This window comes from Stenotrophomonas sp. Br8 (assembly GCF_014763005.1).
GTDB classification, from domain to species: domain Bacteria; phylum Pseudomonadota; class Gammaproteobacteria; order Xanthomonadales; family Xanthomonadaceae; genus Stenotrophomonas; species Stenotrophomonas lactitubi.
Window position 1 is genome coordinate 39,950 of the sequence record NZ_JACGTN010000013.1, and the last position, 17,979, is coordinate 57,928.

The 17,979-nt window shown below is 66.7% G+C and carries 15 protein-coding genes; 9 read left to right on the forward strand and 6 right to left on the reverse strand.

Going from position 1 to position 17,979, the window contains the following annotated elements:
* The first annotated feature begins 8 nt into the window (after positions 1–8).
* Together H3005_RS12040 and H3005_RS12045 are read left to right on the forward strand one after the other, a co-directional pair.
* Entirely contained in the window at positions 9–1,115 is a 1,107-nt protein-coding gene (locus H3005_RS12040; RefSeq protein WP_191078276.1) for a catalase family peroxidase, read from the forward strand.
* Positions 1,112–1,648, forward strand: coding sequence for a cytochrome b (locus tag H3005_RS12045; RefSeq protein WP_100554479.1), 537 nt, complete (start codon positions 1,112–1,114; stop codon positions 1,646–1,648). Before H3005_RS12040 ends, H3005_RS12045 begins: the two co-directional genes overlap by 4 nt.
* Before the next feature lie 654 nt (positions 1,649–2,302).
* Here H3005_RS12045 and H3005_RS12050 read toward each other — a convergent pair.
* The 4 genes from H3005_RS12050 to H3005_RS12065 are packed head-to-tail and all read right to left on the reverse strand — an operon-like array spanning position 2,303 to position 5,795.
* The gene (locus tag H3005_RS12050; protein WP_180164389.1) at positions 2,303–2,905 is read right to left on the reverse strand and encodes a response regulator transcription factor; all 603 of its coding nucleotides are present in this window, start codon (positions 2,903–2,905) and stop codon (positions 2,303–2,305) included.
* A complete protein-coding gene (locus tag H3005_RS12055) occupies positions 2,902–4,116 on the reverse strand; it encodes a sensor histidine kinase (protein ID WP_180164391.1) in 1,215 nt (404 codons plus the stop codon). Before H3005_RS12055 ends, H3005_RS12050 begins: the two co-directional genes overlap by 4 nt.
* 6 nt (positions 4,117–4,122) lie before the next feature.
* On the reverse strand, positions 4,123–4,902 hold the full coding sequence (locus H3005_RS12060; protein WP_191078277.1) for an ABC transporter permease: 780 nt from the start codon (positions 4,900–4,902) through the stop codon (positions 4,123–4,125).
* Entirely contained in the window at positions 4,899–5,795 is an 897-nt protein-coding gene (locus tag H3005_RS12065; protein ID WP_191078278.1) for an ABC transporter ATP-binding protein, read from the reverse strand. The genes H3005_RS12060 and H3005_RS12065 overlap by 4 nt, the downstream gene beginning before the upstream one ends.
* A gap of 202 nt (positions 5,796–5,997) precedes the next feature.
* On the opposite strand from H3005_RS12065, the gene H3005_RS12070 reads away from it, so the two are divergent.
* From H3005_RS12070 to H3005_RS12090, 5 genes are all read left to right on the forward strand, one after another.
* Positions 5,998–7,245, forward strand: coding sequence for an efflux RND transporter periplasmic adaptor subunit (locus H3005_RS12070; RefSeq protein ID WP_191078279.1), 1,248 nt, complete (start codon positions 5,998–6,000; stop codon positions 7,243–7,245).
* Between the two features lie 102 nt (positions 7,246–7,347).
* Complete coding sequence (locus H3005_RS12075; protein ID WP_025878346.1) at positions 7,348–8,037, forward strand: ABC transporter ATP-binding protein; 690 nt, start codon at positions 7,348–7,350, stop codon at positions 8,035–8,037.
* Between the two features lie 14 nt (positions 8,038–8,051).
* Complete coding sequence (locus H3005_RS12080) at positions 8,052–9,209, forward strand: FtsX-like permease family protein (RefSeq protein ID WP_191078280.1); 1,158 nt, start codon at positions 8,052–8,054, stop codon at positions 9,207–9,209.
* A 13-nt stretch (positions 9,210–9,222) separates the two neighbouring features.
* On the forward strand, positions 9,223–10,539 hold the full coding sequence (locus H3005_RS12085; RefSeq protein WP_191078281.1) for an ABC transporter permease: 1,317 nt from the start codon (positions 9,223–9,225) through the stop codon (positions 10,537–10,539).
* Positions 10,540–11,136: 597 nt separating this feature from the next.
* The gene (locus H3005_RS12090) at positions 11,137–13,995 is read left to right on the forward strand and encodes a TonB-dependent receptor (protein WP_191078282.1); all 2,859 of its coding nucleotides are present in this window, start codon (positions 11,137–11,139) and stop codon (positions 13,993–13,995) included.
* A gap of 134 nt (positions 13,996–14,129) precedes the next feature.
* On the opposite strand, the gene rarD is transcribed toward H3005_RS12090, so the two are convergent.
* Both rarD and yedA read right to left on the reverse strand, forming a co-directional pair.
* Positions 14,130–15,029 (reverse strand): EamA family transporter RarD, encoded by a 900-nt coding sequence (rarD, locus tag H3005_RS12095; protein WP_191078283.1) that lies wholly within the window; start codon positions 15,027–15,029, stop codon positions 14,130–14,132.
* Positions 15,026–15,931, reverse strand: a complete 906-nt coding sequence (gene yedA, locus H3005_RS12100; protein ID WP_191078284.1) for a drug/metabolite exporter YedA — start codon at positions 15,929–15,931, stop codon at positions 15,026–15,028. The genes rarD and yedA overlap by 4 nt, the downstream gene beginning before the upstream one ends.
* 222 nt (positions 15,932–16,153) lie before the next feature.
* Here yedA and H3005_RS12105 point away from each other — a divergent pair, with 222 nt between their 5' ends.
* Both H3005_RS12105 and H3005_RS12110 read left to right on the forward strand, forming a co-directional pair.
* A complete protein-coding gene (locus tag H3005_RS12105; RefSeq protein WP_099819627.1) occupies positions 16,154–17,488 on the forward strand; it encodes an MFS transporter in 1,335 nt (444 codons plus the stop codon).
* A 31-nt stretch (positions 17,489–17,519) separates the two neighbouring features.
* Complete coding sequence (locus H3005_RS12110; RefSeq protein ID WP_100554524.1) at positions 17,520–17,855, forward strand: hypothetical protein; 336 nt, start codon at positions 17,520–17,522, stop codon at positions 17,853–17,855.
* The last annotated feature ends 124 nt before the right edge of the window (positions 17,856–17,979 follow it).

A 17,979-nucleotide genomic window follows, 5' to 3' on the forward strand; every position in this document is an offset into this window, starting at 1 on the left:
CTCCGACCATGTCGCTCTTCCGCTACACCCGCGCCGGCCAAGGGCCGCAGTCACCGCGCAAGCATTCACCGCTGCCCTGGATCGCCCTGATCGCGCTGATCCTGGGCATCGTCGCCCTCGCTTTCGCCTGGCTGGCCGGCTGGATCGGCCGCGACCGGCTGACCGCTCAGCGCTTCACCGACACCATCGAGGCCACCGGCCCTGCGCATCCCGGCTTCCGCCGCGCGCACAGCAAGGGCGTGTGCGTGAGCGGTTGGTTCGAACCCAGCGCGCAGGCACCCACGCTGTCCAGTGCGAGGGTGTTCTCGCAGGCGCGCGTGCCGGTGATGGGCCGCCTGTCGATCGGCGGCGGTGACCCCTACGGCGCCGACAACACCGCACGGGTACGCAGCATCGCGGTGCAGATGGTCAGCGATGACGGCCAGGAATGGCGGATGGCGATGAACAGCTTCCCGTTCTTCGCCGTGCCCACCGCCGAAGCCTTCTACGAGCAGACCCGCGCGCAGATTCCGGACCCGGCCACCGGCAAGCCCGACCCGCAGAAGATGGCTGCCGTGCTGGCGAAGTACCCCAGCGCACAGGCGTTCCAGCAGTGGGCCAAGAGCGCACCGTGGAGCAGCAGCTGGGCCAACACCACCTTCAACAGCGTCAACAGCTTCTGGTTCACCAACGCGCAGGGACAGAAGCGCGCGGTGCGCTGGCGCTGGCAGCCGCAGGCAGCGGTGGTGGAGATGGATGCGGACGCACGCAAGCAGGCCAACGTCGATTTCCTCAGCCAGGAACTGCAGCAACGCCTGGCCACCGGCCCGGTGCGCTGGAACCTGGTGGTCAGCCTGGCTGCGCCCGGCGATGCCATCGATGACCCCTCGGTGCCGTGGCCGGAATCGCGCGATCAGGTGGTGGCCGGTGTGCTCAGCCTCGACCGCATGCAGTCGCAGGAAGAAGGTGCCTGCGGCCAGCTCAACTTCGACCCACTGATCGTGCCCAGCGGCGTGCGCGGCAGTGATGACCCGATCCTGGCGGCGCGCTCGGCGGTGTATTCGCAATCCTTCAACCGCCGCGAACGCGAGCGCGCCAGCGGCAACGTCGAGCAACCGAAGGAGGCTGCGCAATGAACACCGGCAACGGCCACTTCAACCTGCTCGCCCGGGTGCTGCACTGGTCCATGGCGCTGATGATCATCGCGATGCTGTTCGTCGGCGTGACCATGGTCGCCTCGCTGCACCTGCGGCCGATGCTGATCGACCTGCACCGGCCGCTGGGCATCGCCATCCTGCTGCTGGTGGTGCTGCGCCTGTACAACCGCCTGCGCCACCGTCCACCACCGCTGCCGGCGGATCTTCCCGCATGGCAGGTGCTGGCGGCGAAGGCTTCGCACTGGATGCTGTACGCGTTGATGCTGGCGATGCCGCTGATCGGCTGGGCAATGCTGTCGGCCGGCGGCTACCCGATCGTGCTGGGCGGTGGCCTGCACCTGCCACCGATCGTGCCGCACACTCCAGCGCTGTACGCCGCGCTGCGCAATGCGCACAGTCTGCTGGCCTATGTGTTGTTCGCCACGGTGCTGATGCACGTGGGTGCGGCACTGTTCCACTTGTGGGTGCGCCGCGATGGCGTGTTCCAGGCGATGGCGCGCGGGAAGGATTGACTGGGTTCGCCGGTTGTTCCCGGCGGGTCATTTCCGCGACTGCGGGGAGGTATCACTTTCTTTGCTCGTGCACCGCGCTGCAGGAGCAGCGCGGAACGGCGTAGCCGGCCCGTAGGGTGGCGCACATGGATGTGCGCCATCAAGAAAGTAACCAAAGAAACGCTCCGCCGACCGCGAGCCGACGTGCTTCGCACGCCGGTGCCCTGCGCTCCTCGGTCCGTCGAGGGACGGCGCGGGAACTCGCTGCGCTCAGACACCCGCGCCTCTGCGCCCTCGCCGGACCTGCGGTGCTCGGCTCGCTTGAAGGCGGACGGGAGGGGCAAGGGCAACAGCAACAGCAACAGCATCCACGCATGGCGTGGATCTACTGGGTGCAACATCGGCTTTTGACGTTGGGTCCGCCTTCTAGCGAGCCGAGCATCGCAGGGGAATCAGGGGCGTAGAGGCGCCGATGTCTGAGCGCAGCGAGTTCGGCGCCGTCCCCTGATTCACCGAGAAGCGCAGGGCACCGGCGTGCGAAGCACGCCGGCTCGCGGCCGGCGGAGCGTTTCTTTGGTTACTTTCTTTGCGCGCAAAGAAAGTGACACCCCTCCGCGGTCGCGGAAATGATCCGCCGGGCATGGCCCGGCGCTACCGGTGCGTCGGCGCACGCTACTACAACCACCCCTTCTGCCGCGCCAGCCGATACGCCTCGATCCTGTTGGCCACGCCCAGCTTGCCGATGCACTCGGACAGGTAATTGCGCACTGTGCCGTGCGACAACCCCAGCTGCTCGGCGATCTCGCTGGCGGTGCGACCTTCGCCCGCCAAGCGCAGCACGCGGCGCTCGCGGTCGGTCAGCGGATCGGCCTGCGACCACGCATCCAGCGCCAACTGCGGGTCGATCGCGCGGATGCCCTGCTTCACCTTGCGCAGTGCCTCGGCCAGGTTCTCGGCCGGTGCATCCTTCAACAGATAGCCCAGCACGCCTGCTTCCAGCGCGCGACGCAGGAAACCGGCGCGGGCGAAGGTGGTCACGATCACCACCTTGATCGGCAGTTCATGGCGGGCGATGCGCTGGGCCAGCTCCAGCCCGCTCAGCCCGGGCATTTCAATGTCGGTGACCAGGATGTCCGGCTGCAGCTGCTGCAGCATGCGCCAGGCGGCTTCGCCGTCGGCGGCACTGCCGAGTACCTCGATATCCGGTTCCAGGCTCAGCAGCGCCGACAATGCACCACGCACCATCGCCTGGTCCTCGGCCAGCAGGATGCGGATCATGCCGCGCCCCCCTGTGCCAGCGATGCCGGCGACAGCGGCATAGTCGCGGCCACCAAGGGTACGCGCACGGTCAGCAGCGTGCCTTCCCCGCGCGGCGACTGCAGCGTCAAATGGCCACCCAGCGCCGCTGCCCGCTCACGCATGCCACACAATCCGTTGCCCTCGGCCTGCACACCACCACGGCCGTCATCGCGTATCTGCATTGCCAACTGTCGGTCCTCAAGCATGAAATCCACCTGCACCCGGGTCGCCTGCGCGTGGCGCACGATGTTGGTCGCCGCCTCGCGCAGCACCAGTGCCAGCCCACGCTCTACCTCCACCGGCATCGGCGGCGGCGGCATGTACTGCAGGTGTACCTGTTGGCATTCCAGCAGCAGGCGTGCCGAGGCCAGTTCGCCGGCCAGGTCGCTGGCGCGGATGCCGGTGACCGCACTGCGTACCTGTGCCAGCGCCTCGCGGGCAATGTCCTCGGCCTCGCCGATTTCCTGCCGGGCACGCGCGTCATCGCGGTCGTACAGCTTGCGCGCCAGTTCCAGCTTCAGCGTGATCAATGACAGCGTATGCCCCAGCAGGTCATGCAGATCACGGCCGATGCGCTCGCGCTCGGCGGTGGTCGCCAGGCGCCGCACCTCATCCTGGGACAGCTGCAGGGCGACGTCGCGCTGATGGCTCAAGGCCTCCACGTTCACCACCAGCCCGACAATGAACGATACCGCCGGCATCCACACCATGGCCTGCCACGGATAACCGAAGTAGAGCGCGGTGCTGCAGAACAGCAGATTCAGGCCAGTGAGCTGCAACAGGTACACCCACCAACCGCCGCGGCTGCTCATGCGGATCATCACGCAGCCGAACACGAAGTAGCTCAGTCCCGACGGATACCACGGCAGCAGTACAAGGGCCATCGCAATCATGGCCAGCGCGTAGCGCCAGGCGTGGTGCCGTGGCGCCAGCATCACCTTGGCATAGAACAGCAGGAACAACGGATAGCTGGCCAGCGTCAGCAACAACCAGCGCAGCGTGAAGCCATTGCCGAGCACCGGGGTGAGGAAGATCCAGACCGACCACAGCAGATGGATCGCACCACTCCAGGGCGACTTGCCCCGCCGCAGCAGTTCGGCCACCGCCGAATCCGGTGCGGGGCGCAGCAGGGACGCAAGCCAGCTCGGTGGCACGGAAGATTCCAGGCGGGGACGATCGCTGCCGATCATGCCAGTTCAGCCGACCCGGCGCAGGCGGCGACGCGCCAGCAGCAGTGCGACCGCACTCACACCCAGCAACACCAGCAGATGGCCAACGGTGCCGCCACGTGCCGGCTGGCCAAGAATGGGCAGGGCCAGCTGCGCCAGGTGCCAGGTCGGCCACAGCGGCGCCATCGTCGAAAACACCGTCGGCAACGCCGACAACGGTAGCCACAGCCCCGACAACAGTGCCAGCGGCAGGTAGACCAGGTTGACGATGGCCGGTGCCGCGCTGGCGCCGACATGGCTGCCGATCAGCAGGCCGATCGACCCCAGCGGCAATGCCGCAAACGCCGCCACGACCAGCAGCTGCAGTACCTGCACCGCCTGCAGCTGCACGCCGCCGAAGAGGCACGCCACCGCCATCAGCATCGCGGCGATCAGCACCGCGAACAGCAGGGCCATTGCCAGCCGCGCCAGCAGCGGCGCTGCGGCAGGCAGCGGCAGTGCGCGCTTGAGGGTCAGCAGACCACCTTCGCGGTCCAGCGCCAGCTGCACGCCGAAGCCAAACAGCGAGGGCGCCATCGCGCCGAACACGCAATAAGTCGCCAGCAGATAGACCGGCGCGTGGCCACGGCCCAGCAGTACGCCGAACAACAGGTAGAACAGCACCGGGAACAACAACGAGGGCAGCACGAATGATGGCGAGCGCCAGGCGCGACGCAGCTCGGCCAGCAGTTCAGCGCGATAGGGGCGCAGCACACGCAGCCAGGCGGAGGGCGCTGCGGCGCCGGTGGTACGGGTCAACGTGTTCATGCTGCCTCCCGGGTCAGGTCGAGGAAGGCGTCGGCCAGTGCCGCGCCCTGTACTTCCAGTTCACGCAGCTGCGCATCGGCGGCGAGCAGGCGCGCCACCACCGGCTCGGCCGGGCTGGCCAGCACCTGCAGATGTTCGCCATCGCGCTGCACCTGCTGGACGCCGGGCCAGTGCTGCACCTCGTCGGCAGCCAGCGTGCTGCGGCAGCGGATGCGTCGCGGCCGGTCGGCCAGGCGCAGTTCGGACAGCGGCGCATCGGCCACTACCCTGCCCTGCTCCAGCACCACCACCCGTTGCGCCAGCGCCTCGGCCTCCTCCAGGTAGTGGGTGGTCAGCAGCACACCGCAGCCTTCGGCCACCAGCTGCCGGATCGCCTGCCACATCGCCTGCCGCGCCTGGATGTCCAGGCCGGTGGTGGGCTCATCGAGGAACAGCACGCGCGGGCGGCCGCAGATGGCAATGGCGAACTGCACACAGCGCTGCTGCCCGCCGGACAGCTGGCCATAGCGACGCCGGGCAAGGTCCTGCAGGCCCACACGCTGCAGTACGTCGCCCAGCGGCAGCGGATCCGGATAGCAGGCACTGGCCTGCGCCACCAGTTCATCCACCTGCAGCATCGGCGGCAGGCTGGTGCTCTGCAGCATCACGCCGAGGCCGAGCCGATGATCGCGTTGCTGCGGATCACCGCCCAGCAGCGCGACCTGGCCGGCGTCGGCGCGACGCAGGCCCAACAACACGCTGATCGCGGTACTCTTGCCGGCACCGTTGCGGCCCAGCAGGGCCAGTACCTGGCCAGCGCGGACCTGCAGGTCGATGCCGTGCAGGGCGGTATGGTCGCGGTAACGCACCTGCACCTGCTGCAGGCGGGCCAGCGACGGAGCGATCGGATCCATGGGCAGTACCGGTAGCGGGGACGTTGCCATCCTGTGCCGCCGTGGTCACATTTCGCAGTTGCCGCCGTCAATGACATCGGATGACAGCTGTCACTGCCATCGCCGATGCACCTGCCTTCATGCTGTGCCGCACGCTCCACCGCCGGAACCGCCGCTGCCTGCCCTTCCGGTCACACCCGCCCGAACGCCTGTGATGGAACGAATGAACGCTTCTGCCGAGCTGTTGAAGGAACTCCGTATTGACCGCAAATCGCCGCCGCCGGCCTCCAGTGGCGGCAGTGGTGGCCGCCGCTGGCTGTGGGTCGCCGTGGTCGTGATCATCGTGCTGCTGGCCGGCGGTGCGTTCGCACTGTTCGGCCGCGCGCCCACCGTGGAAGTGGACACCGCGCCGGCCGTGGCCATCCAGCAGGGCAGCGCCAGCAGCTCGGTACTCGATGCCAGCGGCTACGTTGTCGCCCGGCGCATGGCCACGGTGTCGGCCAAGATCACCGGCAAGGTGCGCGAGGTGATGATCGAGGAAGGCATGCGGGTGGAACAGGGGCAGATCATGGCCACCCTGGACCCGATCGATGCCGACGCGCAGCGCAGCCTGTATGCCTCGCAGCTGCAGTCCGCGCGCAGCCAGGTGGCCGGCCTGGAAGCCCAGCAGAAGCAGGCCGCCGCCGAGGCCAGCCGCCTGCAGGCACTGGTCGGCCAGCAGCTGGTCTCGCGCTCACAGTACGACCAGGCCGTGGCCCAGCGCGACAGCCTGCGTGCGCAGCTGGAAACCGCACGACGCAACGTCAAGGTTGCCAACGACCAGCTGTCCATCGCCGACCTCGGCGTGGACAACAACATCGTGCGCGCGCCGTTCTCCGGCGTGGTCACCGCCAAGGCCGCGCAGCCCGGTGAGATCGTCTCGCCGCTGTCGGCCGGCGGTGGCTTCACCCGTACCGGCATCGGCACCATCGTCGACATGGAATCGCTGGAGATCGAAGTCGAGGTCGGTGAAGCCTTCATCGGCCGCGTGCAGCCGAAGATGCCGGTGGAAGCTACGCTCAACGCCTACCCGGACTGGAAGATCCCGGCCGAGGTGATTGCCATCATTCCCACCGCTGATCGCGGCAAGGCCACGGTAAAGGTGCGGGTGGCGCTGAAAGTGAAAGACCCGCGCATCGTGCCGGAGATGGGCGTGCGGGTCAGCTTCCTGGAACAGGCGCAGCCACAGGCGGCGACCAAGCCGCAGGGTGTTCGCGTGCCGGGCGGTGCCGTGGTCCAGCGCGAGGGCGCGTCGGTGGCCTTCGTGCTGGGCGACGAGAACCGCGTCCAGCAGCGCACGGTCGAAGCCGGCCAAGCGATGGGCAAGGACCGCCAGATCCTCAAGGGCGTGAGCGCGGGAGAGTCAGTGGTGGTCAACCCGCCGGACACCCTGCGCGACGGCACCAAGGTCAAGCAGAAGCAAGCGCAGTAACGGCCCGGCGCCCGCGGGCGCCGCCGGCAGCACCGCTCGACGCACGCCCGCGGCCTCCGCCGGTGCGCTTCCCCGTTTCCCGCCTTTCGTGGAGAACCACCCATGTCGACCCTGGTTTCACTGCGCAACATCACCAAGACCTACCAGCGTGGCCCCGAGAAGGTGCAGGTGCTGCACGGCATCGACCTGGATATCGCCAGCGGCGATTTCGTCGCGCTGATGGGCCCGTCCGGTTCCGGCAAGACCACCCTGCTCAACCTGATCGGCGGCCTGGACAACCCCACGGGCGGCGAGATCAGCATCGAAGGCGAACGCATCGACCAGATGAGCGGCGGCCAGCTGTCGACGTGGCGCAGCCATCACGTCGGCTTCGTGTTCCAGTTCTACAACCTGATGCCGATGCTGACCGCGCAGAAGAACGTGGAACTGCCGTTGCTGCTGACCCACCTCAGCGCGGCGCAGCGCAAGCGCAACGCCGAGATCGCGCTGACCCTGGTCGGCCTGGCCGACCGCCGCAGCCATCGCCCCAACGAACTGTCCGGCGGCCAGCAGCAGCGCGTGGCGATTGCCCGCGCGATCGTCTCCGACCCGACGTTCCTGATCTGCGACGAACCGACCGGCGATCTCGACCGCCAGTCCGCCGAAGAGATCCTGGGCCTGCTGCAGCAGCTCAACCGCGAACACGGCAAGACCATCATCATGGTCACCCATGACCCGAAGGCCGCCGAGTACGCCACCCACACGGTGCACCTGGACAAGGGCGAGCTGGCTGACGCCCCGCTGGCCCACTGACGGAGGCCACAGCGATGAAATACTTCTCGTTGGTCTGGGCGCAGCTGTTCCGCAGCCGCACCCGCACCCTGTTGACGCTGCTGTCGGTGGTGGCCGCGTTCCTGCTGTTCGGCATGCTCGACTCGGTACGCGTGGCGTTCTCTTCCGGTGGCAGTGTGGAAGGCGCCAACCGGCTGGTGACAGCCTCGCGCCTGTCGATCACCCAGTCGCTGCCGATCCGCCTGGAAGCGCAGATCCGCCAGGTCAGCGGCGTGCGCGATGTCACCTACGGCATGTGGTTCGGCGGCATCTACCAGGACCCGAAGAACTTCTTCCCCAATTTCTCGGTGGCGCCGAACTACTTCGATGTCTACCGAGAACTGCAGATCGACCCGGCGCAGCTGCAGGACTGGCAGCAGACCCGCACCGGCGCGATCGTCGGCGAGACGCTGGCCAAGCAGTTCGGCTGGAAGGTCGGCGACACCATCCCGCTGCAGGCCACCATCTTCCCGCGCGGCGGCAGCAACGACTGGCCGCTGGAACTGAAGGGCATCTACCGCTCGAAGGATCGCGCGTTGGCGGCCAACGAAGAACGCCAGTTGATGATGAACTGGAAGTACTTCGATGAGTCCAACGACTACATCAAGAACCAGGTGAGTTGGTACACGGTGACGCTGGACAACCCGGATCAGTCTTCGCGGGTGGCGCAGGCCATCGATGCGATCTCGGCCAACTCCGACCACGAAACCAAGACCCAGACCGAGTCGGCGTTCCAGCAGGCGTTCGTCAAGCAGTTCGCCGACATCGGCATGATCGTCACCTCGATCATGGGCGCGGTGTTCTTCACCCTGCTGCTGTTGACCGGCAACACCATGGCGCAGGCGGTGCGCGAGCGCGTTCCGGAACTGGCGACGCTGAAGACGCTGGGCTTCAAGGACAGCACGGTGCTGACCCTGGTGATGGTCGAATCGGTGCTGCTGATCGGCCTCGGTGGACTGCTCGGCATGGGCCTGGCGGCGCTGATCCTGCCGGCCATCAGCCCGAAGAGCATGGGCATGCTGCCGCCGCACGTACCGACGCCGACCTGGCTGGTGGGCATCGTCCTGATCGTGGTGATCGGCATCGTGGTCGGGCTGCTGCCTGCACTGCGTGCCAAGCGCCTGAAGATCGTCGACGCGCTCGCCGGCCGCTGAAGAGGACACCGACATGAACAAGCTCAAGAAGTGGCTGGGAAACGCGGTGACCGTGCTGTTGCTGGCCGTCGGCCTGGCCGTGTGGATCGGCCTGCCGTGGATCGGCGTGCTGGCCATCGCGGTGCTGGTGGGGTTGTGGCTGGCGCTCACCCGCAGTGGACGGCTGGCGCTGGCCGCCACCCGCATCGGCATTGCCAGCCTGCCGCAGCGCTGGGGTGCATCCTCGGTGATCGTGGTCGGCATCGCCGGCGTGGTCGGCGTGCTGGTAGCGATGCTGGCGATGGGTGAAGGCTTCCAGGCGACGCTCAACAACACCGGCGATGACACCACCGCGATCGTGCTGCGCGGCGGTTCGCAGGCCGAGACCAACTCGGTCATCACCCGCGAACAGGCCCCTACGCTGTCCACCCTGCCCGGCATCACCCGCGATGCGCAGGGGCGGCCGCTGCTGTCGCCGGAGCTCTCGCAAGTGGTCAACCTGGTGTCCAAGGCCGATGGCACCGACGTCAACGCACAGTTCCGCGGTGTCGGCCCGCAGGCGTGGGCCGTGCATGACAAGGTCAAGATCGTCGAAGGCCGCCGGTTCGCCGCCGGCCTGCGCGAGATCGTGGTCGGCCAGGGCGCCAAAAGCCAGTTCCGCGACATGGACGTTGGCAAGACGCTCACCCTGGGCAACCAGACCTGGACGGTCGTGGGTGTGTTCGCTACCGGCGATGCGCATGACTCGGAACTGTGGACCGACGCCGATACGCTGGCCACCACCTATCAGCGCAGTGCCTGGCAGTCGATCAGCGTGCGCACCGACGGCAAGGCCGGCTTCGAGCAGTTCAAGACCGCTGTCGCCGCCGATCCGCGCCTGAAGCTGGACGTGGAAACCACCCGCGTCTACTACAGCAAACAGGGTGGCGGGTTGACCAAGCTGATCGACATCCTCGGCAAGGTGATCGGCACCATCATGGCGGTAGGCGCAGTGTTCGGCGCACTCAACACGATGTATGCCGCCGTGGCCACGCGCGCACGCGAGATCGCCACGATGCGTGCGATCGGCTTCCGTGGCCTGCCGGTGGTGACTGCGGTGATGCTGGAAACCATGCTGCTGGCGCTGCTCGGTGGCCTGCTGGGGTGTGCGGTGGCGTGGCTGCTGTTCAACGGCTACAGCGTGTCCACCATCGGCAGCAACTTCAGCGCGGTGGTGTTCAAGTTCCATGTATCGCCGGAACTGCTGTGGAGTGGACTGAAGTGGGCGCTGGGTATCGGCCTGGTGGGCGGATTGTTCCCGGCGCTGCGCGCGGCACGGCTGCCGATCACCACGGCGCTGCGCGAGACCTGAGCACCAGGCATTGATTGAATGAGCGTTGCGCAGGGGACGGAGCGAAGGCTCCGTCCCTTTTTGTTTGCGCGCCATCCACGCATGGCGTGGATCTACTGCGGGCTATCCACGCATGGCGTGGATCTACTGCGGGCTATCCACGCATGGCGTGGATCTACTGTGCGGCTATCCACGCATGGCGTGGATCTACTGTGCGGCTATCCACGCATGGCGTGGATCTACTGTGCGGCTATCCACGCATGGCGTGGATCTACTGTGGGGCCATCCACGCATGGCGTGGATCTACCGATGTGGCGCGTGCGGGATCCAGTAGATCCACGCCATGCGTGGATGGATGCATGCGCACTCGCATCGCTACAGATTGCGCGAACACCGCCGCTATCGATGCCTCTGCCCATCGCAGACACAACGCGCGTGACGTTGCGCACAGTGCACCTGTGGATTGTTGGTTGCGATTCATTTTCGCGGCGTTACAGCGCGCGCGGACAAACAGTTACCAATGAAAACACTCTAGAATCCCGCCCCCACGTTGGTTTGCAGCACCCCACGCGTCCATAGAACGGACGCATGTTTTTTCTGAAACACGAGATTTCACGGATGTCCCTGAAGACCACCCCGCTGCGCAACGCGATCGTCATCGCGCTGGCCGCCAGCTGCACCACGCCCGCTTTCGCACAGGAAGCCGGTGATACCCCCACCAACCTCGACCGCATCGAGATCACCGGCTCGCGCATCCGCCAGGCCAGTGTCGAGACCGCGCAGCCGGTGGTGGCAATCAACCGCGCCGACATCGAGAAGAAGGGCTACGTCAACGTTGCCGACATCCTGCAGGACGTCACTGCAGCCGGCGCACCGAGCCTGAGCCGTTCGTCCTCGCTGAGCTCCTCGCGCGATTTCGGCGGCATGTATGTCAGCCTGCGCAACCTCGGCCCGGAACGCAGCCTGGTGCTGATCGACGGCCGCCGCATGGGCGTCAGCGCCGGCGGTTACTCCGACCTGGCCTCGATTCCGTCCGCCATCGTCGAGCGCGTGGAAGTGCTGACCGACGGCGCTTCGGCGCTGTACGGCTCGGACGCCATCGCCGGTGTGGTCAACATCATCACCCGCAAGAACTTCGATGGTGGCGAAGCCAGCGTCTATGTCGGCCAGTACGGTGAAGGCGACGGCCAGAAGCGCTCCTACAGCGCCACCTTCGGCAAGACCTTCGACCGCGGCTGGTTCAGCGTCGGTGCCGAGCGCACCAAGGAAGACGAAATCCTCGGCGATGCGCGCGAGTTCAGCCGTTACCCGGGTGGCCCGCGCCACGCCGACGACGTCGACGCGCTGAGCCCGACCACCCAGTGGGGCACCGTCACCGTCGGTGGCAAGCCGCTGACCGTTGGCCCGGGCGGCGACCCGAGCAGCGCTGGCAATTTCCACACGCCGAACCCGGCCGACGGCGCCAACGCCAAGACCAACATGAGCCTGCTGAGCGGCCTGGAGCGCACCTCGGTGTTCGCCAACGGCGGCTTCTCGATCACCGACAACCTGCGCATCGTCGCCGACGCGCTGTACAGCAAGCGCGAGTCGACCAAGCACCTGGCCGGCTACCCGTACTCGGTCTCGGCTGCGCAGTCGCGCAACGGCACCCGCGCTGCGCTGTCCAAGGACAGCACCTTCAACAAGTGGGGCCAGGACGTGCTGTTCTCGCACCGCACCGAAGAGCTGCCGCGCGGTGCCGAGAACACGCTGGAAACCAAGCGTGCCAGCCTCGGCCTGGAAGGCAGCTTCGAAACCGGTTCGCGTTACTGGGACTGGAACGTCAGCTACATATACAACCGCAATGAAGGCGAGCGCGTCGGCACCGGCAGCATGTACCAGCCGCACGCCAACCTGGCCGTCGGCCCGTCCTTCATGGACGGCGACGTTGCCCGCTGCGGTACGCCGGGTGCGGTGATCGCCGGCTGCGTGCCTTGGAATCCGGCTGCGCCGATGGGCTACACCGGCCCGGGCTCGCTGGGCAACCAGGATGTGCAGGACTACCTGTTCACCCGCTTCGTCGACAAGATGCGCAGCACCACCAAGGTCGCCAGCGCCAACATCTCCGGCTCGCTGTTCACCCTGCCGGCCGGCGACATCATGGGCGCGATGGGCTTCGAGCACCGCAGCGAAGAAGCCAGCTACACCCCGGACCTGATGGTGCAGAAGGGCCAGATCGCCGGTACCACCGGCCAGCCGACCCGTGGCGATTACTCGCTCAACGAGGTCTACCTGGAAATGCAGGTGCCGCTGCTGGCCGACATGGCGTTCGCCCGCGAGCTGTCGCTGGACCTGGCCGGTCGCTACACCGACTACAACACCTTCGGTTCGACCACCAACAGCAAGTTCGGCCTGAAGTGGAAGCCGATCGACAGCCTGCTGGTGCGCGCCACCTACGGCACCGGCTTCCGTGCACCGACCGTCGACGATCTCTACGGCGGCGCAGTGTCCAGCCGCGATTCGTTCACCGATCCGTGTGATACGAAGTTCGGCATCGCCGCCAGCAGCCCGACCGTGGCGGCACGTTGCCAGGCGCTGAACGTGCCCGCCAACTTCCGTCAGCAGACCGGTTCGGACGGCAACCTTGCCAACCGCCCGGGCCAGCAGGCCACCTCCGATTTCAACTCCGGTTCCAACCCGGAACTGAAGCCGGAAACCGCCAAGACCTGGACCGTCGGCCTGGTCTACAGCCCGGAATTCGTGCAGGGCCTGGACGTCAGCCTGGACTGGTGGAAGATCCGCATCGACAACGCCATCGTCGGCGAGTCGGCCACCGACATCCTCAACCAGTGCTACGTGCAGGGCGTGGATTCGGCATGCGGTCGCTTCACCCGTTCCACTGCTGCGGCCACCCGTGGCCAGGTCTCGGCGCTGGATCGCTCGCTGGTCAACGCCGGCTACCGCGAAACCGCCGGCTATGACATCGGTGTGCGTTACCGCCTGCCGGAAACCGCGTACGGCAAGTTCGCCATCAACTGGAACACCACCTACACCGACTACCTGGAGCAGCGCAACGACAGCGCCGCCACCACCCCGGTGGAGCAGCGCGTGGGCTGGGCCGGCGACTTCCGCGTGCGTTCGACCGTCAACCTGGATTGGCAGTACGGCAACCTGGGCATCGGCTGGACCGCCCGTTACTACTCGGGCATGAAGGAAGCCTGCTCGTACGATCTGGGCGGTGGCCCGGACTGCAACATGGCCGACTTCGTTTCGCCGTATACCGATGCACAGCCGAGCCGCAAGGTGGGTTCCAACACCTTCCACGACCTGCAGGTGCGTTACAGCCTGCCGTGGGATGGCACCGTGTCGCTGGGCCTGAACAACGTGTTCGACCACCAGGGTCCGATCATGTACAGCCAGCCGAACAGCAGCTTCACCTACTACGGTGGCTTCGACATCGGTCGTTTCATGTACATGAAGTACCAGCAGCGCTTCTAAGCCTGCAACCGCGTTCCCGCCCCGGCCAACTCTCTCCTGGCCGTGGATGGAAGCAGAACGGCGCCCCTCGGGGCGCCGTTCTTTTTTGCAGGGTCGGATCCCTGCGCATCGCCGAGGGCTCTGACCCCGCAGTGCTACCGCCTGGCAGCGCGCATCGCACGCACGTTGTCTGCGACGAACAGGATCAACCCGGCCCAGATCGCCGCAAAACCAATCGCCTTGCCGGTGTCGAAGGCCTCGTGGAAGAAGAACACACCCAGCAGCAGCTGCAGGCTCGGTGCGATGTACTGCAGGATGCCGACCAGCGACAGCGGAATGCGCTTCACCCCGTAGGCGAAACCGATCAGCGGCACCGCCGTGACCACGCCACCGAAGATCAACAGCAGATCGTTGCCCCAGCCCCAGCCACCGAAGAAGCCGCCGCCATGGCCGTTCTCGGCCCACAGCGCAAAGCCCAGCGCCGGCAGGAACAGATACAGGCTTTCCACCCCCAGCCCGGCCACCGGATCGACCGACACCAGCTTGCGCAGCAGGCCGTACAGGCCGAACGAGCAGGCCAGGCCCAGCGCGATCCACGGCGGCGTACCCGCATCGATGGTCAACCAGGCCACGCCCACCGCAGCGATGGCCACCGCCACCCACTGCACGCGGCGCAGGCGCTCTTTCAGCACCAGCACGCCCAGCAGCACGTTCACCAGTGGGTTGATGAAGTAGCCCAGGCTGGTCTCGATCACGTGACCGGCATTGACCGCCCAGATGTACAGGCCCCAGTTGAAGGCGATGGTCAGGCTCGATACCGCCAGGATCGGCAGCGCGCGCGGCTGCGCAGCGATCTTCTTCCACCAGCCGAAGCGCGATGCGATCAGCAGCCAGGCCACCACCAGCACCGTGCTCCAGATGATGCGGTGGGCGATGATCTGGAACGACGGCACCTCGTTCAGCAGATGCCAGTAGACCGGCACCAGCCCCCACAGCACGAAGGTGGACGCGGTAACCAGCAGGCCGCGGCGTTGTTCTTTCTCGTCCATGCTCATCGCTTGCGTGTCCTTGCCATTGTCAGTACCACCACACCCAGAAGTATCACTGCCATGGCCAGGAAGTCGCGCCAGCCGAAACGTTCGCCGTTCAACGCCGCACCCAGCAGCACCGCGATCACCGGATTGACGTAGGCATAGCTGCCGGCCAGCGCCGGGCGTACGTTCTGCAGCAGCCAGACGTAGGCGGTGAACGCCACGATCGAACCGAACACGCACAGGTAGGCCATCGCCAGCAGGCCACCGGTATCGGGCAGCGTGGTTGGGCGCTCGCCGACGACCAGGCCGATCAGCACCAGCAGCACACCACCGCAGATCATCTGCCCGGCGGCCGTCATGAACGGGCCCGGCAGGTCCTGCCCGCGTGCCCACACCGAGCCGAACGCCCAGCCGACCGGTGCGATCAGCAGCAGCACCAGCCCGGTCGGCGAGGCAGTCAGGCTGCTGCCGGCGTTGAGCCAGACCACGCCGACGAAGCCGACGGCGATGCCCAGCCATTCGCCCTTGCTGGCGTGCTGGCCACGCAGGGCCGAGAACAACGCCATCCACAGCGGCACCGAGGCCACCGCCGTGGCGGCCAGGCCGGATGACACCTCGCGCTCGGCCAGCACCACCATGCCGTTGCCCAGCACCAGCATGGTCACGCCCATGATGGCCAGGTTGCGCCACTGCCGCAGGCTCGGTTTCGGCATCTTCCAGAACAGGCGCAGCGCCAGGTACATCACGCCGCCGGCAATGATGAACCGGCTGCCGGAGACCATCGTCAGCGGCAGCGCGCCGCCATGCAGGGCCTTGGCGATACCCAGGTAGGTCGAGCCCCAGACCACGTAGACCAGCAGCAGCGCCAACGCGACAAGGCCACCCCGGGGGGCAGCCGCAGACGGAACGGGGGGAGCCGACATGACACACCAGGGAGCCGGGGGAAAACGGATTTTAGGACGTTTTGGTTATGGTCCGGCAGCCCATGTGGTGGCACGCTGTCATCCATCCATGTCCCGCCCGCCCCTCCGGCACCCGGCGTTGACGTGGGATGCAGTACCCAGGAGGCTGGCCGGCAGCGCACTGCGCGCCCCTGGCACCGATCTTTCCCGCATGGACGCACCGCATCGAGGATTCCCACCCAGATGAGCACCACGTCCCAACCCGCCGTACCCGCCAGCGATGGCGCCGCCCTGCGGCGTTCCATCTCCAACACCCTCAAAGGCTCCGCCGGCAACCTGGTGGAGTGGTACGACGTCTACGTGTACTCGGTGTTCGCCGTGTACTTCGAATCGCAGTTCTTCTCGCCTGAAGACAAGAACTCCACCATGTACGTGTGGGCGATCTTCGCCGCGACCTTCCTGATGCGCCCGATCGGCGCATGGTTCTTCGGCCGTTTCGCCGACCGTCATGGCCGTCGCCTGGCGTTGACCGTGTCGGTCACGCTGATGGCCTTCTGCTCGTTCATCATCGCCATCACCCCCACCGCTGCCAGCATCGGCATCTGGGCGGCGATCATCCTGCTGTTCGCGCGTCTGCTGCAGGGCTTCGCCACCGGTGGCGAGTACGGTGCCAGCGCCACGTACATGTCCGAGGCCGCCATTCCCGGCCGCCGCGGCTTCCTGTCCTCGTTCCACTACGTCACCCTGGTGGGCGGCCATGTGCTGGCCCAGCTGACCCTGTTCGTGATGCTGACGTTCTGGGCCAAGCCGGAAATCTCCGAGTGGGGCTGGCGCATCGCCTTCGGCATCGGTGGCATCGCCGCCGTGGTGGTGTTCTGGCTGCGCCGTGGCATGGACGAGTCGCTGTCGGAATCCTCCATCGAAGCCGCGCGCGAGGGCAAGGACAAGAAGTCCGGCTCGATGTACGAACTGTTCGTCCACCAGTGGCGTCCGCTGCTGCTGTGCTTCCTGATCACCGCCGGTGGCACCATCGCCTTCTACACCTACTCGGTGAACGGCCCGAAGATGATCCAGAGTGCGTTCGCCGGCAACGATCCGATGACCGGCACGCTGATCAACCTGGGTGTGCTGGCCTTCCTGATGGTGTTGCAGCCGGTGGGCGGCTGGCTGTCTGACATCATCGGCCGCAAGAGCCTGCTGGTGTTCTTCGGCGTGGGCGGCGTGCTGTACAGCTGGTACCTGATCACCCAGCTGCCGCACCAGCACGATGCCACCCTCGCCTTCCTCACCCTGGCACTGGGCTTTGTCATCCTCACCGGCTACACCTCCATCAATGCCGTGGTGAAGGCAGAGCTGTTCCCCACCCACATCCGTGCGCTGGGCGTGGGCTTCGGCTATGCATTGGCCAACTCGCTGTTCGGCGGCACCGCGCCGCTGCTGTACCAGGGCGCGTTGAAGACCGGCCACGTGGACTGGTTCGCCATCTACGTCACCGCGACGATCGCGGTATCGTTGGTGGTCTATGTATTCTTCCTCACCAACAAGGGCCCCAACTGGCTCGACGGCACCCGCAAGTAAGCGCGCCGTAGTGATCGCGGCCACCGGTGCAATGCCGGTGGCCGCCGCTTCTCCTGCCACGCCGCTGGTGTGGCTTGCACTGGGTCTGGGCGCAGCAACCCTGCTGGCATGGCTGATCCGCCGGCCCGGCGCCCAGGCGAGTTGGCCACGTATCGGCTTCGGCATTGCCCTGCTGGCGTTCTGCGCTGCGCTGGTGCTGCAGCTGGCAGCGGATCTGGGCAGCGGTGCCAGCTCCCTGCATCTGCGTCTGAGCCGTGGTAGCAATCCTGCACCGGTGGCCGGCCTGCGCATGATGGTGGCCTGCTATCTGGCCGCGCTTGTGGCCGCCGGCTGGGGCGCCTGGAAGCTGCTGCGGAAGACGTGGTAATGCCGGCCGCTGGCCGGCACCTGCGCATCCCTTCGGAAGGTTCATGAGCTTGCCGGCCAGCGGCCGGCACTACCCGTGCGTTCAGAGGTTGTCGGCCGGCGGCCGGCATTGCCTGTGCGTTCAG

What these genes read in the sequence shown, in the direction of transcription:
- H3005_RS12045 (WP_100554479.1), top strand. Translation starts at nt 1,112, where the DNA reads ATGAACACCGGCAACGGCCACTTCAACCTGCTCGCCCGGGTGCTGCAC.
- yedA (WP_191078284.1), bottom strand. Translation starts at nt 15,931, where the DNA reads ATGTCGGCTCCCCCCGTTCCGTCTGCGGCTGCCCCCCGGGGTGGCCTT.
- H3005_RS12105 (WP_099819627.1), top strand. Translation starts at nt 16,154, where the DNA reads ATGAGCACCACGTCCCAACCCGCCGTACCCGCCAGCGATGGCGCCGCC.
- H3005_RS12040 (WP_191078276.1), top strand. Translation starts at nt 9, where the DNA reads ATGTCGCTCTTCCGCTACACCCGCGCCGGCCAAGGGCCGCAGTCACCG.
- H3005_RS12110 (WP_100554524.1), top strand. Translation starts at nt 17,520, where the DNA reads ATGCCGGTGGCCGCCGCTTCTCCTGCCACGCCGCTGGTGTGGCTTGCA.
- H3005_RS12055 (WP_180164391.1), bottom strand. Translation starts at nt 4,116, where the DNA reads ATGATCGGCAGCGATCGTCCCCGCCTGGAATCTTCCGTGCCACCGAGC.
- H3005_RS12065 (WP_191078278.1), bottom strand. Translation starts at nt 5,795, where the DNA reads ATGGATCCGATCGCTCCGTCGCTGGCCCGCCTGCAGCAGGTGCAGGTG.
- H3005_RS12090 (WP_191078282.1), top strand. Translation starts at nt 11,137, where the DNA reads ATGTCCCTGAAGACCACCCCGCTGCGCAACGCGATCGTCATCGCGCTG.
- rarD (WP_191078283.1), bottom strand. Translation starts at nt 15,029, where the DNA reads ATGAGCATGGACGAGAAAGAACAACGCCGCGGCCTGCTGGTTACCGCG.
- H3005_RS12070 (WP_191078279.1), top strand. Translation starts at nt 5,998, where the DNA reads ATGAACGCTTCTGCCGAGCTGTTGAAGGAACTCCGTATTGACCGCAAA.
- H3005_RS12060 (WP_191078277.1), bottom strand. Translation starts at nt 4,902, where the DNA reads ATGAACACGTTGACCCGTACCACCGGCGCCGCAGCGCCCTCCGCCTGG.
- H3005_RS12080 (WP_191078280.1), top strand. Translation starts at nt 8,052, where the DNA reads ATGAAATACTTCTCGTTGGTCTGGGCGCAGCTGTTCCGCAGCCGCACC.
- H3005_RS12085 (WP_191078281.1), top strand. Translation starts at nt 9,223, where the DNA reads ATGAACAAGCTCAAGAAGTGGCTGGGAAACGCGGTGACCGTGCTGTTG.
- H3005_RS12075 (WP_025878346.1), top strand. Translation starts at nt 7,348, where the DNA reads ATGTCGACCCTGGTTTCACTGCGCAACATCACCAAGACCTACCAGCGT.
- H3005_RS12050 (WP_180164389.1), bottom strand. Translation starts at nt 2,905, where the DNA reads ATGATCCGCATCCTGCTGGCCGAGGACCAGGCGATGGTGCGTGGTGCA.